This is a genomic window from Xanthobacter sp. (assembly GCF_041911315.1).
GTDB classification, from domain to species: domain Bacteria; phylum Pseudomonadota; class Alphaproteobacteria; order Rhizobiales; family Xanthobacteraceae; genus Xanthobacter; species Xanthobacter aminoxidans.
The window spans coordinates 372,338-387,652 of the sequence record NZ_JAYRPE010000021.1; the positions used below are offsets into that span (position 1 = coordinate 372,338).

Here is a 15,315-nt window from a genome sequence, read left to right on the forward strand (position 1 = left end):
GATGACACCCGCGCTCATCACCTGTGACTGGGGCACCTCCTCGCTCCGCGCCTATCTCATGGCGGCAGACGGACAGGTGCTTGCCAGCCGGGCGAGCGGGCAGGGCATCATGGCGTTGGGCGGCTTGAGCTTTCCCGACGTGCTGACGGCCATCGCCGGCGAGTGGGCGCGCGACCACGGCCCGCTGCCGGTGCTGCTCTCCGGCATGGTGGGCAGCCGGCAGGGCTGGGTGGAAGCGCCCTACGCGCGCTGCCCCGCCGGCCTTCCCGACCTCGCCGCCGCCCTCGCCGAAGTGCCGGCCCAGCCCGGCTTCGGCCGCATCGCCATCGTGCCCGGCGTGCTGAAGGATGACGAGACAACGCCGGACGTGATCCGCGGCGAGGAGGTTGAAGTGCTCGGCGCCCTCGCACGCCTCGGCGTCGCGGACGGTCTGTTCGTGCTGCCCGGTACGCATTCGAAATGGGTGCGGGTGGAGGCGGGCCGCATCACCACCTTCGCCACCTACATGACGGGCGAGGTGTTCGCCGCGCTCCGGGGCCATACCATCCTCGGCCGCATGATGGAGGAGGGGGCCTTTTCCACCGAAGGCTTCCGCCGGGGTGTGGACGCGGCGGCGGAACTCGAAGGGCCGGGGGCCCTGCTCGGCCGGCTGTTCTCGCTGCGCGCGCTGGGCCTTACCGGGCGGCTCGAGGGGGCGGACAGCGCGGACATGCTCTCCGGCCTTCTCATCGGTGCTGAACTGCGCGATGCCTCGGCCGGCGAGCCGTTCACACTGGTGGCAAACCCCGCCCTTTCCGCGCGCTATGCCGAAGCCGCGACCCTTCTCGGCCTGCCCCACGCTTGCGCGCCGGAGGGCTGCGGCCCGGCCGGACAGCACGCCGTGGCGAAGGCGGCCGGCTTCATCTGATGTCAGGAGTGCGATCCATGCCCACCTTCAAGGACGCCCTTGCCGCCTGCCCCCTCGTCGCCATCCTGCGCGGGCTGAAGCCGGACGAGGCGCTGGACATCGGCGCGGCGCTGGTGGGGGCGGGCTTCACCATCATCGAGGTGCCGCTCAATTCGCCGCAGCCGCTGGACTCCATCCGCATCCTCGCCGACGCTTTCGGCGACCGCGCGCTGATCGGCGCCGGCACGGTGCTGACGCCGGAGGATGTGGCGGCAGTGAAGGCGGCGGGTGGCCAGCTCATCGTCATGCCCCATGCCGACCTCGCCGTGATCGGCGCTGCGAAGGCCGCCGGCCTCGTCTGCACCCCCGGCGTCGCCACCCCCACCGAAGCCTTCGCCGCCCGCGCCGCCGGGGCCGATGCGCTGAAGCTGTTTCCGGCGGAAGGCATCCCGCCCCACCTCGTGAAGGCGTGGCGTGCGGTGCTTACCGACATTCCCCTCCTGCCCGTCGGCGGCATCGACACCACCAATATGGCCGCCTACCGCGCGGCCGGGGCCGAAGGCTTCGGCATCGGCTCGGCGCTGTTCAAGCCGGGCAAGGCGGTGGAAGCCATTGCGGCCGACGCGCACGCACTGGTGGCTACGGCGCGCGACGTGTTCGGCCGCTAAATCCCCGCCGTCCGGCGCAGGGTGTCGGCGCGTTCGCGGCGGGCGCGCTCCTCGTCGATGGTGCGGATGGTCTGGGCGACGAAGGCGAGATGATCGTCGGAGGCCCGGCGGGCGGCGTCGGCCTCGCCGGCGGCGATGGTGTCCATCAGCGTCTGGTGCTGGGCGGAGAGCCGCTCGTAGGTGCGGGGCACGATATAGAGCTTGTCGAGGCTCTCGGAGATGCTGCTCTGGAGCAGCCCGAACATGCTCGACATGACCGAGCGCAGCACCGCATTGTGCGAGGCGTCGGCAATGGCGAGGTGGAAGGCGGCGTCCGCATGGGCCTCGGCCACCGCGTCGCCCTTCTCGTGATAGGCCGCGAGCTGGTCCATGCAGCGCCGGATGGCGTCGAGATCGTCCGGCGTCGCCCGGAGCGCGGCGTGGTAGGCGGCTTGCCCCTCCAGCCCCCGGCGCACTTCCAGAACGTCATGGCCGAAGCCCGGATTGCCGGCCACCACCGAGGCCAGCGGATCGGCGATGGCGGCGGCCGTCCAGCGCGCTTCGGCCGGCTCGGCGATGATGTTGCCGCCCTTGCGGATGGTGATGCGCCCGCGCGCACCAAGGCGCATCAGGGCTTCGCGCAGGGTGTTGCGCGAGGCACCCAGCATTTCGGAGAGGGCGCGCTCGGAGGGAAGCCGGTCGCCCACGCCAAGGCCGCGCGCCTCGATCAGCGCCTCGATGGCGAGTTCGACCCGGTCGGCCACGCGCTGCGCAGAGGAAGGGGAGGGGGCCGACGCCATCGGTGAAAGCCTACCTTGGTCCGATCAGATGAGGATCGGGCCGGACCAGCCGGCTACGATCGCGCCCACTATGTCGGACCGTCGCACGGACTTCCAGCCCGCAACGCGCATCGTCCCGGTGCTGCGGGGCACCGGGACGATGGCCCAGGCAGTCGAAGTCTTCCGCTCCTCGCTGCCTAGGGGATCATCCACGGTGTCAGGTAGGCCTGAATGGTGGTCATGATGCCGACGATGGCCGCCAGCGCGAGGCTGTGCTTGACGGTGAAGCGGAACAGGTCCGACTCCCGGCCGATCAGCCCGGCCGCCGCGCAGGCGATGGCGATGGACTGGGGCGAGATCATCTTGCCGGTGACGCCGCCCGTGGTGTTGACCGCCACGAGGAGCACGTCGCTCACCCCGATCTGATGCGCGGTGGTGGCCTGCAGCGAGGCGAACAGCGCGTTGGCCGAGGTGTCCGAGCCGGTGAGAAACACGCCCAGCCAGCCGAGGAAGGGCGAGAAGAAGGTGAAGCTCGGCCCGCTCGCCGACAGCGCGAGGCCGAGGGTGGAGGACAGCCCCGAATAGTTGGCGATGAAGGCGAAGGCCAGCACCATGCCGATGGAGTAGATCGGGATCAGCAGGCCCTTGATGGTCGAGGCGAAGGTGGAGACGGCCCGCGACGGCTTCATGCCGAGGAAGACGATCGACACGATGGCGGACAGGAAGATCGCCGTGCCGGTGGCCGAGAGCCAGTCGAACTTGTAGTCGGCGGCAAACGGCTTCGCGGCGGTGACGATGGGCGGCAGCTTGACCACCATGTTGTGCAGGAACGGCACGCTGACATGGGCGACCAATCCGTCCAGGGCGCCGCCCGCAGCGAACAGGGCCTTGAAGGGCGGGATGCTCCAGATGGTCACGAACACCGTGAGGATCAGGAACGGCGACCAGGCGCGGGCGATCTGGCCGGCGGTGTAGGTTACGGCCGGCTCGATGGCGGCGGCCGCGGGCGCCGGAGCGGCGCCGTGGTCCAGCCCGCCCTTGCTTTTCGCTTCCGTCTCGAAGCGGAAGATGCGGCGGGGCTGCCAGAAGCGCAGGAACAGCGGCAGGGTGATGAGGGTGGCGAGCGCCGCGGTGATGTCGGGCAGCTCCGGGCCGACGAAATTGGCGGTCAGGAACTGCACGGTGGCGAAGGAGCCGCCGGCGATGAGGATCGCGGGCCACGTCTCACGCACGCCGCGTGTGCCGTCCATGATGAGGATGAGCCAGAACGGCACCAGCACCGAGAGGAAGGGAAGCTGGCGGCCGGCCATCTGGCCGATGTGGAAGGGGTCGAGCCCCGTAACCTGCCCGGCGACGATGATCGGGATGCCCATGGCACCGAAGGCGACCGGCGCGGTATTGGCGATCAGGCAGAGGCCGGCGGCATAGAGCGGCCTGAAGCCGAGGCCCACGAGCAGGGCGGCGGTGATGGCCACGGGCGCCCCGAAGCCCGCGGCGCCCTCGAGGAAGGCACCGAAGGCGAAGCCCACGAGGAGCAGTTGCAGGCGCTGGTCTTCCGTAACGGAGAGGATGGACCGGCGGATGATCTCGAACTGGCCTGTCTCAACGGAAATCTTGTAGAGAAAGACCGCGCCGATGATGATCCACGCGATCGGCCACAATCCGTAGAAGAAACCGAATACGCCAGCGGCCAGGGCCATCTGCACCGGCATGCCGTAGAGCAGGATAGCAACGGCGAGCGCAAGAAGAACCGTGATGGTTCCCGCCACATAACCTTTCAGCTTGAGCCGGGTCAGGGCGACGAAAAAGAAGATGATCGGGATCGCGGCGCCGAGGCTCGACAGCCACATGTTCCCCATCGGGTCATAAATCTGGTTCCAGGCCCCCACGTTATCCCCCTCTTGTTATTTGGTACTACCAAAATTGCCGATAGTTTGAATTGGTACTGCCTAATTCAGAAATGGAAGTCAAATGGAATTGTAGCCGAATATTTTGGTCCAACCAAAACGACCAAACGCGAGAGGTTTTAGGGTGCGGCGGGCGCGCGGCGTCAGCCCGGACGGGGGAGCCGTTCAGGGGGGACGGGCTGGATCGCGCGCGGAGACCTTCCCTTCCGGGAGAGGAGCGCGTGACGCATCTGGATAGGACGGGCGCGGGGCAGTGGGGAAAGGTCTGGGGCAGGGAGGGCTGCCCGCCGTCACCCGACGCGAGGCGATGATCCGTGCCGCCACGGCAGGCGGCATCGGCCCGCCCCTGGTCAGGCTGGCTCACTGTTCAAGCTGGCTCCTGGCGGATCGCGCCCGTCTCGCGGCTCCCTCTGCGCGGGCGACGGTTCGGACGGTGCGGTGAGGGGCCAACCCCTACCGCAGCCACGCCCCCGTCTTCACCGCCGTCAGGACGGTTGCGGCGTAGACGATCAGCGCCACGGAGAGGGCGGCAAACAGGGCCTCGATGGAGCCGGTGAGCCGCAGGGCGATCAGCCCGCCGCCGAGGGCGATGGCGACGCGCAGGAAGCCGGCCACCACCGGCCAGAACAGCCGCCCCGTGCCCTGCGCCGCGAAATAGAGCGCGAGCCCGATGCCGAAGAAGCCGTAGAACGGCCCGACGATGCGCAGATAGGCGCTGCCGGTGGCGACCATGGCCGGTTCGGCGCTGAACAGGGACAGCCACGCCTCCGGGAAGAATGCGGCGGCGAGCCCCACGGTTTCCGTCACCACGAAGGCAAGGCCCGCGCCGGCCAGCGCGATATGGAGCGCGCGATCGCCGCGGCCGGCGCCGAGATTGGTTCCCACCAGCGCCACCATCGGCGCGCCGATGCCGAAGATGAGCGGGATGAGCAGATACTCCAGCCGCACGCCCGTGCCGAAGCCGGCGACCGCATCGACGCCGCCCTGCAAGGCGACGAGGGCCGTCGCGCCACCGACGATGACGTTGGTCTGGATCGACTGCAGCGACGACAGCGCGCCGACCCGCATGACCGAACCGATCACCCGCCAGTCGAGCCGCACCCAGCGGAAGCGGGCGGGGTTGCGCCCAGACAGGATGTAGGCGGCCAGCACCAGCGTTCCGCCGAGATAGTAGGCGATCAGCGCCAGCCCGCCGCCGGCGATGCCGAAGCCCGGGATGGGGCCGAACCCGAAGATCAGCAGCGGCGAGACCGGGACGAGCAGCGCGACGCCGACGCAGATGACAAAGGCCGGCAGCAGCATGTTGCCGGTGCCGCGCACCACGCTGGCGAGCCCGTTCATGGCCCAGGTCAGCGGCGTGCCGAGGAAGACGATGTTGGAATAGATCAGCGCCGCCTCCAGCTCCGGCCCGGAACCGCCCATGGCGCCGTAGATCTGCCGGCCGAACAGCAGGAACAGCGCCGCGAAGGCGAACCCGAAGGCGAGGCTCACGGCCAGCGCGTGTAGCACCAGCGCATCCGCCGCCGCCTGCCGCCCGGAGCCGAGCGCCCGTGCCACCGCGGAGGAGATGCTGCCGCCCAGGGCGCCGGCCGACAGGGTGGTCATCAGCATGACCGCGGGAAAGACCAGCGCCATGGCCGCTAGCGCCGCCGTGCCGAGCTTGGCCACGAAGAAGGTCTCGATGAGCCCGGCCGAAGCCTGCGCCAGCATGATGAGCACGTTGGGCCACGCCAGCTTGATGAGAAGCGGCACGATGGGCGCTTCCACCAGCCGCCGGGTTCTGGCATCGGCAGCCGGGGGCGTGGGGTCTTGCGCTGCGGGGGCCGCTTCGTCTGTCGGGGCGCGGTACATGAGGCGGCCTCAGAGCGCTTCGAGGGCGAGGGCGATGCCCTGTCCGCCGCCGATGCAGAGGGTGACGACGCCGCGCTTCAGCCCGTCCCGCCGCATGGCATGGAGCAGGCGGGTGATGAGGATGGCCCCGGTGGCACCGATGGGATGGCCGTGCGCCACTGCCCCGCCCTCCACGTTCACGATATCCTCGGGCAGGCCCAGCTCGCGCGCGACGGCGATGGGCGCGGCGGCGAACGCCTCGTTGATCTCGATGCGCTCGATGTCGCCGATGGACCAGCCGGCGCGCGCCAGCGCCTTGCGCACGGCGGGCACGGGACCAAGGCCGAACAGGCCCGGCTCGACCCCGGCAACGCCATAGCCCGCAAGCCGGCCCAGCGGCGTGATGCCCTTCGCCTCCGCGAAGGCGCGGTCGGCGACGATCATGGCGGAGGCCGCGCTGTTGAGCCCCGGCGCGTTGCCGGCGGTGATGGTGCCCTCGGGGCGAAAGGCCGGGCGCAGCTTCGCCAGCGTCTCCAATGTGGTGTCGGGGCGGGGCGCCTCGTCCGTGGCGAAGGATTCTGTGCCCTTGCGGCCCTTCACCTCCACCGCGACGATCTCCTTGGCGAACCGCCCGTCCTTCTGCGCGGCTGAAAAGCGCTGCTGCGAGCGCGCGGCGAAGGCGTCCTGCTCGGCGCGGGTGATCTGGAGCTTTTCGACCAGATCTTCCGTGTGCCAACCGGAATGCTTGCCGGAGAAGGCGTCGTCGAGCCCGTCGGTCAGCATGCTGTCGAGGATCTGCGCGGGGCCCATGCGATATCCCCAGCGGCCGCCGTCCATCAGATAGGGGGCGCGGTCCATGTTCTCCATGCCGCCGGCGATGGCAACGTCATGCACGCCCGCGGCGATCTCCAGCGCCGCAGTGACGACGGCCTGCGCGCCGGAGCCGCAGACGCGGTTGACGGTCATGGCGGGCACCTCCACCGGCAGGCCGCCATGCATCGCCGCCTGCCGCGCCGGGTTCATGCGGTTTCCGGCCTGGATGACGTTGCCCATCACCACCGTGCCGATGGATGCGGGATCGAGCCCGGAGCGGCGGAGGGTCTCGCGCACGGCGACGGCGCCCAGCTCGGTGGCCGGCGTGCCCTTCAGCGTGCCGTTGTAGGCGCCGATGGCGGTGCGCACGGGATGGGCGATGACGATGTCCGTGGTCATGACGACCTCCTCCAATGGACGATGCGCGGGCCGGCCGGCATCGCGGGAATTTCAGGCGACCGGCAGGGCCGGGCGATCAACGAAACGTGGGTAGATACCCGTATAAAGCGCGGAAAAGCTGTGTGACCCCTTCGCCTCAGAGGGCGGCGAGGAGATCGCGCAGCTGTTCGAGCCGGTCCTTGCCCAGCCGGTCCTCGATCGTCTTCTGGCTCCGGCGCCAGGCCTCGGCAGCGGACTTGAGGAGTTCGGTGCCCTGCGGGGTGAGGGCGATGCAGGCCTCGCGCTGGTCGTCCTTGCCGCGCCGCATCTCCACCAGGCCGTGCTTGGACAGCACCCGCACGTTGCGGCCCACAGTGGAGCGGTCCAGCTCCAGCATCCGGCCCAGCTCGGTCATGCTGACCTCGCTCTTGTCGCGGACAGAACGCAGCAGCGAATACTGCGCCACGTTGATGCCGAACGGCGCGAAGCCTTCGTCGTAGATGGCACTGATACGGCGTGTCGCCCGGCGCAGGCGGGCGCAGTGGCAGGGGGTGTCCATGAATGCGTGCATATACCCGCTACGGTGCCTCGTCCAGCCTCCGCCGCCACATCCGAACCTTGCCCTGGCGAAGACGAAGCTCGGGGCCTCAGCCCGGCGGAGACGGACGAAAACGCGGCGATTCCGGTCATCTGCCCCGTTTGGCCCGACCGGACGGGCAGGGCCGCTTGCATTCGGGTCTCCATGTCCCAGATTGCCTGAAGCGGCGAAACGGGACGTGGGAGCAGGGCATGCGGCACATCGGCTTCATTGTCGAGGACGGGTTCCAGGTCATGGGGCTCGCGGCCGTGTCGGCCTTCGAGTTCGCAAACACGGTGCTGGAGCGACCGGCCTATTCCCTCACGCTCATGTCGGAGAGGGGCGGCGGTGTGTCCTCCTCGCTGGGGGTCTCTGTCACCACGCAGCCGCTCGGTCCATTTCCCGACACGCTCGTGGTGCTGGGCGAACTGGTGCCCACCCCAACGCCCGAGCGGCTGCGCGCCTACATCGCCGAAGCGGGCGCGCAATCGCGCCGCGTGGCCGGCGTCTGCACCGGCGCCTTCCGCCTCGCCGAGGCCGGCCTGCTGGATGGCAGGGCGGCCACCACCCACTGGGCGCACGCGCGGGCGTTGCAGGGGCGCTTCCCCGCCATCCGCGTGGATGACGACCGCATCTTCATCCGCGACGGCAACATCTGGACCTCGGCGGGCATGAGCGCGGGCATCGATCTCGCCCTCGCATTGGTGGAGGACGACCACGACGCCGCGCTCGCCCGCGCCATCGCCCGCAAGCTGGTGGTCTACCATCGCCGGCCCGGCGGACAGGCGCAGTTCTCGACCCTGCTGGAGCTGGAGCCGCGCTCCGATCGCGTCCGCCGCGCGCTGACCTATGCCAAGGAAAACCTGCGCAATCCCCTCACCGTGGAGGAGCTGGCGGAGGCGGCGAGCCTCAGCCCGCGCCAGTTCAGCCGCGTGTTCCGCGACGAGACGGGCGAGTCCCCCGCCAAGGCGGTGGAGCGGCTGCGCCTCGAGGCGGCAAAAGCCATGCTGGAGGAGGGGCGCCACGCCATGGACGTGGTGGCGCGCGACACCGGCTTCGACGACCGTGACCGCATGCGTCGCGCCTTCCTCCGCCACTTCGGCCATCCGCCCCAGAGCCTGCGCCGCAGCCTGCGCTACATCGAAGGGGAGAAGGACGGGGCGGCGCATGGCGCACCCGCCGACGTCGCCCCCGCTTGTCGGGCGGTTATGTCCTGAATTGCCGCTTCTTCGACATTCAAGACATGCCGCGCGACGCCTAGGCTCCCTCTGTCTCGCACCAACGACCGGGGATCGGCCATGAACACGGAACACAACAAGGGCATTGCGCTGATCACCGGCGCTTCCGGCGGCATCGGCGCCATCTATGCGGAGCGGCTGGCGCGCCGCGGCTACGACCTCATTCTCGTCGCCCGCAATGCGGTGCGGCTGGAGGCGGTGGCGGCGCGCATCGGGACCGCGACCGGCCGCACGGTGCAGACCGTGACCGCCGACCTCAATGCCGCCGCCGACCTCAACCGCATCGAGGCGCTGCTGCGCGAGGAGGCCGGCATCTCCCTGCTGGTCAACAATGCCGGCTTCGGCGCCGCGACGCCCCTCCTCGACAGCGATGTCGCGCGCATGGAGGAGATGATCGCCATCAACGTCACCGCTTTGACCCGCCTGACCTACGCCGCGGCGCCCGGCTTCGTGGCGCGGGGCGGGGGCACCATCATCAACATCTCCTCCATCGTGGCGCTGGCGCCGGAGGTGCTCAACGGCGTCTATGGGGCGAGCAAGGCCTATGTGCTGGCGCTCACCCAGTCGCTCCAGCACGAACTGGGCGCGCGCGGCCTGCGCGTGCAGGCGGTGCTGCCGGGGGCGACGGCCACCGAGTTCTGGAACATCCCCGGCGTCGGCGGCCACGCGAACCTGCCCAAGGAGATCGTGATGTCCGCCGAGGAGATGGTGGACGCCGCGCTCGCGGGCCTCGATGCCGGCGAGATCGTCACCATCCCGGCCCTTCAGGACGGCGGCGAATGGCTGGCCTATGAGGCGGCCCGCCGCGCCATGGCCCAGCATCTCGGCGGCTCCGCCCCGGCCCCGCGCTATCGCGCTGCCTGATGCGGCGCGGCGCCACGGGGCGCGTGCAGTCCTAAGCTGTGCGCTGCGGTGCTGCGGTCTGGCCTCAGCTGGAAAAACCGGCTTCACTCTCCGGCCACGGGATCGCACAGATCCCACGGCCGGAGCGGGTGGATACAATGGGTCAGGCGCAAGAGGCAGCTCCTGTCGAGGCAGATCAGACCCAGATCACCTGTTCGCGCACCTTCGCCGCGTGGCTGGCGCAGCACCGGGTGAGCCTCGCCTTCTCGTCCTACCAGAGCGGGCAGCTCTTTCTCGTCGGCCAGTTCGGCAACGACAACCTCTCCTTCCACCAGCGCAATTTCGTGCGGGCCATGGGCCTCGCCCCGCGCGGCGACGAGCTCTATCTCGCCTCGCTGAACCAGATCTGGCGCTTCGCCAACGTGCTCGGCCCGGACGAGCGGGCGAACGGGCATTTCGACCGCCTCTACGTGCCGCGCACCGCCTTCGTCACCGGCGACGTGGACGCCCACGAAATCGCGGTGGAGGCGAGCGGCCGCATCGTGTTCGTGAACACCAAGTTCAGCTGCCTCGCGACGGTGAGCGCCACCCACTCCTTCAAGCCGGTGTGGAAGCCGAAATTCATCTCCCGCCTCGCCGCCGAGGATCGCTGCCACCTCAACGGCCTGGCGCTGGAGAACGGGCGCGTGCGTTATGTCACCGCGGTCTCCGCCACCGATGTGGTGGACGGCTGGCGCGAGCACCGGGTGGGCGGCGGGCTGCTCATCCGGGTGGACGACCATCAGGTGATCGCCGGCGGCTTCTCCATGCCCCATTCGCCGCGTGTCCATGACGGCTGGATCTTTATGCTCGATTCCGCGCGCGGCTATCTGGTGCGGGTCGATCCCGTTACCGGCGCGAAGCAGGATGTGGCCTTCTGCCCGGGCTTTTTGCGGGGCCTCTCCATCCACGCCGGCCACGCGGTCGTCACCCTCTCTTTGCCGCGCAACCTCTCCTTCTCCGGCCTGCCGCTGGAGGAGGAGATCGCCCGGCGCGGCGGCGCGCCCTGGTGCGGCGTCCAGATCATCAAGCTCGCCACCGGCGACGTGGTGGAATGGATCCGCCTGGAAGGCGCCATCCGCGAGCTGTTCGACGTGGCGGTCCTCCCCGGCACCACCTGCCCCATGGCCGCCCCGGAGAGCGGGGCGGATCTTTCGAGCCTGCTGACGATTGAAGCGCCGGATGGGGTGCTGGGGTGAGGGGGAGGGGGCGTTTATCAGAAGATAAAAACGCTTACTAAGTGCCTCAGTGCGCGTTGTTATTCAAAGCCCGGAGGCGCAGGAACAACCACCACCCCAAATTTTGCGGGCGAGTACTTGGCTAAAGTTAGAAGTTCGGTCGCGCAATGATCAAAGAGTGCCCGCAATAGGGGATGGCGGCTTCCGAAATCCATTATCGAGTTGGGCGATAGGCAGTTTGGCAACATTTTGTCAAAATCAGAAAATTTAAGCGCGACGGGGTATCTCCCGCACCAAATCGCAATTTGCGATAATCCTTCAAGTAGCGCGAATTCGTCTGTTGACAACGACAAGCTGGTGCTCCGCGCAAGTGCTGCAATGTCGTGTGTTGAAATGTTTTTATCTATGCGATTGTGGTCTGTCTGCGCCAATCCGCTAGCGACATGAATGCCTTTAAGGGCATTTTCAAAAGCAAATGCGTAAAGCAATTCACCGTGTATGTAATTTGGTTCGTCGGCTTCGATTTCTGCGTGTGCAGTCTTTCCGGTTAACGTCATCTGCGTCTCAGCTGCTTCTGATGCGCGTTTGTATGCCGCGAGGTATGCCGGTTCCTTGCTACGTTCCGCGGCTAGAACGACTTCCGCAGCGTCGCGCAGTGAGTATGCTGTCCGCAACCAAAAAGTTGGGCTTTGTGCGTGTCTAAAAGAATCTCTGCGAAATTTTGCTAAATCCATCGCCAATCTCGTCTTATCGCTAGATCGTGCGACATTTTATCTTGCGGCAACTACCGAGTGTCCAGGAGGAAATCCGTAACAAATGTCGCTAAATGTGGCGGACAGTGGAAGTGGTGGCCTGATTTTCGAAAGCGCGTAAGTTAGCCTTTCAGCGGCAGCGATCCGAAAGCGAACTAGCTATTTTAAGCTGGCACACGCCAAAAGTATCCGTACATGCTTGTTGCCTCGATAGCCGAGGCGTTCGTCAGCATGTCGGTCTGGCTGGCGGAAGGGGTGGGATTCGAACCCACGGTGGAGTTGCCCCCACGGCGGTTTTCAAGACCGCTGCCTTAAACCACTCGGCCACCCTTCCAGGCCCGCTCGCGGGGCGGACGCTCGATGGTCCCATCTAAAGCAGGTGCACGGGCGCGTCGAGAGGGGGCGGCGCGGGAGGAGGGGACAGGGGGCGCGAGACCGACTGCGGGGTGCCGAATGGGGCTGTCCAAGGTATCATGATGGGCGGCAATATTGCCGTTTGTTAACCATGGCCGCAGCTGCGCCCCATTTTTGCCGTCATTGGACCCCCTGTTGACGGAATCTGCCGGGGTCCATGCCGATCGCGGCACGGTGCGTTCTGTCTCTGCCGGCGGCAGCAAAAGCGGGGAACCGGGCACGGATGATGACGGGATCGGCGAGGACGCAGCGGAACAGGATCGGTCACCTCATGCGCGCCGTCACCGGCGCGGGGGCAGCGCCATCCATCCGGGGCGTGCGGACCGTGGCGGTTCTCTCCTCCCTGATCGCCATCGCCGGCTGCGGCTCGGTCGAATCCCTCGGCAGCAAGATCGATCCCATCTGGGGCGTCTCCACCAGCCCGCGCGTGGTCGCGGAGGGTGATCCCGTGCCGCGCGGCGGCGGCAACTACAAGGTGGGCAAGCCCTACACCATCGGCGGGCGCACCTATGTGCCGGCCGAGAACCCCAATTACATGGCCGAGGGCACGGCCTCCTGGTACGGCAAGGATTTCCACGGCCGCAAGACCGCCAATGGCGAGATCTTCGACATGGGCTCCATCTCCGCCGCCCACAAGACGCTGCCCATGCCATCCTATGTGCGGGTGACGAACCTGTCCAACGACCGCTCCATCGTGGTGCGCATCAACAATCGCGGGCCCTATGTGGGCGATCGCCTGATCGACGTGTCCTACAAAACGGCCGAGCTGCTCGGCTTCGCCCAGAAGGGCATGACCAAGGTCCGCGTGCAGTATCTCGGCCGCGCGCCGCTGGATGACGACGACGACATCAAGCTCGCCTCCACCCTGCGCACCGACGGCACCCCGGCCGACCTGATCGAGGGCTCGCCGGTGCGCGTCGCCTCGGCCAAGCCGTTCGTGCCGGAAGGCCCGCCCCTGCGTCGTGTCGCCGCCTCGGCGCCGCCGTCGGACGAGGCGCCGGTGCCGCCGTCGCGGCCCTATGATCTCGGCCAGACCAGCGGTTCGGGCCAGGTGGTGGCCAGCGCGGGCTGGTCGCAGGGCGCCGCGCCCGTTTCCGGCCTCGGCTTCGCCGGGGTGCCGGGAGAGCGCTGAGTTTCCGAACGCTGAGTCTCCGGGCGTTGATCCGGCCCGGCGCACACCCGAGCTGAAGATATCCCCCCAACTCGATTCCCCAAGGGCTTTACCCGGAGCCGGCGCTTCGCGATGATCCGGCCGAATGGAACGTCGTGCCCCGAAGCCGCGCCGCGGCAGGGAGTGGCGCCGTCCGCGTGCCGTATCCGGTGGAGCCAGATGTCCGTGTCCTCCCGCTTCGCCTCCCGTCTTGTTCGCGCTCTCGCTTTTCCGGCCATCGCGCTGGCGCTGCTCGGCGTGCTGACCGCCCCCCGTCCCGCCGCCGCCCAGCCGGCGCAGGGCTTCCAGACCTCGGTTCCCTCCGCCGTGCTGATCGATTTCGAGACCGGCACGATTCTCTACGAGAAGGACGCCGACAAGCGCTTCGCCCCCGGCACGCTGGTGAAGGTGATGACGGCGGATGTCGTCTTCTCCCAGCTCAAGGCCGGCAAGATCGCCCTCGACACGCCCTTCACGGTGAGCGTGAACGCCTGGAAGCGCGGCGGCGGACCCTCGGGCGGGGCGGCCATGTTCGCCGAGGTGAACAAGCCGGCGCCCGTGGGCGAGCTGCTCGCCGGCGCGCTGGTGGTCTCGGGCAATGACGCGGCCATCGCCCTGGCCGAGGGCGTCGCCAACACCGAGAGCGAGTTTTCCCAGATGATGAATGCCGAGGCGAAGTCCATCGGCATGGCGAATTCCGAGTTCCACAACGCCACGGGCTTCGCCGATCCCGGCCAGGTGTCCACGGCGCGAGACCTCGGCCTGCTCGCCGCCCATGTCATCCGCACCTATCCCACCTATTACCCCGTGTTCGCCCGCCCCAACATCGAGTGGAGCCGCATCAAGCAGCGCAATCGCAACGTGCTGCTGGACGCGGGCATCGGCGCCGATGGCCTTCAGGTGGGCTGGGTGAAGGATGTGGGCTACCACGCCCTCGGCTCGGCGGTGCAAAACGGCCAGCGCCTCATCGTCGCCACCCTCGGCGCGAAGAGCGAGAAGGAACGGCTGGAAGAGACCCGCAAGCTGCTGGAATGGGGCTTCCAGTCCTTCCGCCAGCGGCAGATCTTCACGGCGGATCAGGAGATCGGCCGCGCGCAGGTCTTCGGCGGCACGCAAGGCTCGGTCGGGCTCGTGGCGAAGGGGGCGGTTTCCATCCTCACGCCGCGTTCGGGCAACGAGCGCGTCACCGCCAAGGTGGTCTACACCGGGCCGCTGCGCGCACCAGTGGCGAAGGGCACGGAGGTGGGCCGCATGCAGGTCACGCGCGGGCAGGTGAAGGCGCTGGAAATTCCGCTCTACACCGCCGAGGACGTGCCCGTGGGCTCGCTGACGGATCGCGCCCTCGATGGCGGCATGACGCTGATGGGCGATGGCGTGCGCGATCTCTTCAAGAAGGTGCTGGCGAAGGTCGGCAAATGAGCGGACGCTTCATCACCCTCGAAGGCGGGGAGGGCACCGGCAAGTCCACCCAGGCGCGGCGGCTGGCGCAGCATCTGCGCGGCCTTGGGCTCGACGTGGTGGAGACGCGCGAGCCCGGCGGCACGCCCGGTGCGGAAGCGCTGCGACATGTCATCCTCTCCGGCGCGGCCGAGCCGCTCGGGCCGGCGGCGGAGGCGCTGCTATTCGCCGCCGCGCGGGCCGATCATGTGGCCGGCCTGATCGCTCCCGCGCTGGCGGCGGGCAAGATCGTGGTGTGCGACCGCTTCATCGATTCCACCCGCGTCTATCAGGGCGCGGTCGGCGCCGTGGACCCGAGCCTTCTTGATTCCCTTGAGGCGCTTTCGGTTGGCGCCGTGCGGCCAGACCTCACCCTGGTGCTCGACGTGCCGCCGGAGATCGGTCTTGCCCGCGCCGCCCGGCGCGCGGCGGGCGCGGCGGCGGACC

14 protein-coding genes and 1 tRNA gene are annotated in these 15,315 nt (G+C 68.4%); 8 read left to right on the forward strand and 7 right to left on the reverse strand.

Going from position 1 to position 15,315, the window contains the following annotated elements; all coding sequences use genetic code 11:
- The first annotated feature begins 1 nt into the window (after position 1).
- A complete protein-coding gene (locus ACE3QW_RS08800; RefSeq protein WP_374251238.1) occupies positions 2 to 907 on the forward strand; it encodes a 2-dehydro-3-deoxygalactonokinase in 906 nt (301 codons plus the stop codon).
- A gap of 17 nt (positions 908 to 924) precedes the next feature.
- Positions 925 to 1,554, forward strand: coding sequence for a 2-dehydro-3-deoxy-6-phosphogalactonate aldolase (locus tag ACE3QW_RS08805; RefSeq protein WP_374251239.1), 630 nt, complete (start codon positions 925 to 927; stop codon positions 1,552 to 1,554).
- On the opposite strand, the gene ACE3QW_RS08810 is transcribed toward ACE3QW_RS08805, so the two are convergent.
- From ACE3QW_RS08810 to ACE3QW_RS08830, 5 genes are all read right to left on the reverse strand, one after another.
- Complete coding sequence (locus ACE3QW_RS08810; protein WP_374251240.1) at positions 1,551 to 2,297, reverse strand: FCD domain-containing protein; 747 nt, start codon at positions 2,295 to 2,297, stop codon at positions 1,551 to 1,553. The two genes, ACE3QW_RS08805 and ACE3QW_RS08810, sit on opposite strands and share 4 nt — an antisense overlap.
- Before the next feature lie 212 nt (positions 2,298 to 2,509).
- Positions 2,510 to 4,201, reverse strand: a complete 1,692-nt coding sequence (gene lldP, locus ACE3QW_RS08815; protein WP_374251241.1) for an L-lactate permease — start codon at positions 4,199 to 4,201, stop codon at positions 2,510 to 2,512.
- A 471-nt stretch (positions 4,202 to 4,672) separates the two neighbouring features.
- Positions 4,673 to 6,070, reverse strand: coding sequence for an MATE family efflux transporter (locus ACE3QW_RS08820; RefSeq protein WP_374251242.1), 1,398 nt, complete (start codon positions 6,068 to 6,070; stop codon positions 4,673 to 4,675).
- Positions 6,071 to 6,079: 9 nt separating this feature from the next.
- Positions 6,080 to 7,261, reverse strand: a complete 1,182-nt coding sequence (locus ACE3QW_RS08825) for an acetyl-CoA C-acyltransferase (RefSeq protein WP_374251243.1) — start codon at positions 7,259 to 7,261, stop codon at positions 6,080 to 6,082.
- A gap of 136 nt (positions 7,262 to 7,397) precedes the next feature.
- Positions 7,398 to 7,811: a MarR family winged helix-turn-helix transcriptional regulator gene (locus ACE3QW_RS08830; protein WP_374251244.1), complete on the reverse strand. Its 414-nt coding sequence runs from the start codon at positions 7,809 to 7,811 to the stop codon at positions 7,398 to 7,400.
- Positions 7,812 to 8,029: 218 nt separating this feature from the next.
- Here ACE3QW_RS08830 and ACE3QW_RS08835 point away from each other — a divergent pair, with 218 nt between their 5' ends.
- From ACE3QW_RS08835 to ACE3QW_RS08845, 3 genes are all read left to right on the forward strand, one after another.
- The gene (locus ACE3QW_RS08835; protein WP_374251245.1) at positions 8,030 to 9,034 is read left to right on the forward strand and encodes a GlxA family transcriptional regulator; all 1,005 of its coding nucleotides are present in this window, start codon (positions 8,030 to 8,032) and stop codon (positions 9,032 to 9,034) included.
- A gap of 81 nt (positions 9,035 to 9,115) precedes the next feature.
- Positions 9,116 to 9,919 (forward strand): SDR family NAD(P)-dependent oxidoreductase, encoded by an 804-nt coding sequence (locus tag ACE3QW_RS08840; protein WP_374251246.1) that lies wholly within the window; start codon positions 9,116 to 9,118, stop codon positions 9,917 to 9,919.
- A gap of 137 nt (positions 9,920 to 10,056) precedes the next feature.
- Positions 10,057 to 11,136 carry a TIGR03032 family protein gene (locus ACE3QW_RS08845; RefSeq protein WP_374251247.1) on the forward strand — a complete coding sequence of 360 codons (1,080 nt, stop codon included), beginning with the start codon at positions 10,057 to 10,059 and terminating at the stop codon, positions 11,134 to 11,136.
- Between the two features lie 59 nt (positions 11,137 to 11,195).
- Here the strand turns inward: ACE3QW_RS08845 and ACE3QW_RS08850 are convergent, their stop codons facing one another.
- Positions 11,196 to 11,849, reverse strand: coding sequence for a hypothetical protein (locus ACE3QW_RS08850; RefSeq protein ID WP_156026394.1), 654 nt, complete (start codon positions 11,847 to 11,849; stop codon positions 11,196 to 11,198).
- 262 nt (positions 11,850 to 12,111) lie between these two features.
- A tRNA-Ser gene (locus ACE3QW_RS08855) sits at positions 12,112 to 12,201 on the reverse strand.
- A gap of 351 nt (positions 12,202 to 12,552) precedes the next feature.
- On the opposite strand from ACE3QW_RS08855, the gene ACE3QW_RS08860 reads away from it, so the two are divergent.
- The 3 genes from ACE3QW_RS08860 to tmk all read left to right on the forward strand — a co-directional run.
- On the forward strand, positions 12,553 to 13,413 hold the full coding sequence (locus tag ACE3QW_RS08860) for a septal ring lytic transglycosylase RlpA family protein (RefSeq protein ID WP_081837709.1): 861 nt from the start codon (positions 12,553 to 12,555) through the stop codon (positions 13,411 to 13,413).
- Between the two features lie 198 nt (positions 13,414 to 13,611).
- A complete protein-coding gene (locus ACE3QW_RS08865; RefSeq protein ID WP_250168255.1) occupies positions 13,612 to 14,850 on the forward strand; it encodes a D-alanyl-D-alanine carboxypeptidase family protein in 1,239 nt (412 codons plus the stop codon).
- The coding region (tmk, locus tag ACE3QW_RS08870; RefSeq protein ID WP_374251248.1) for a dTMP kinase at positions 14,847 to 15,315 on the forward strand (469 nt) is incomplete at its 3' end. The genes ACE3QW_RS08865 and tmk, both read left to right, overlap by 4 nt.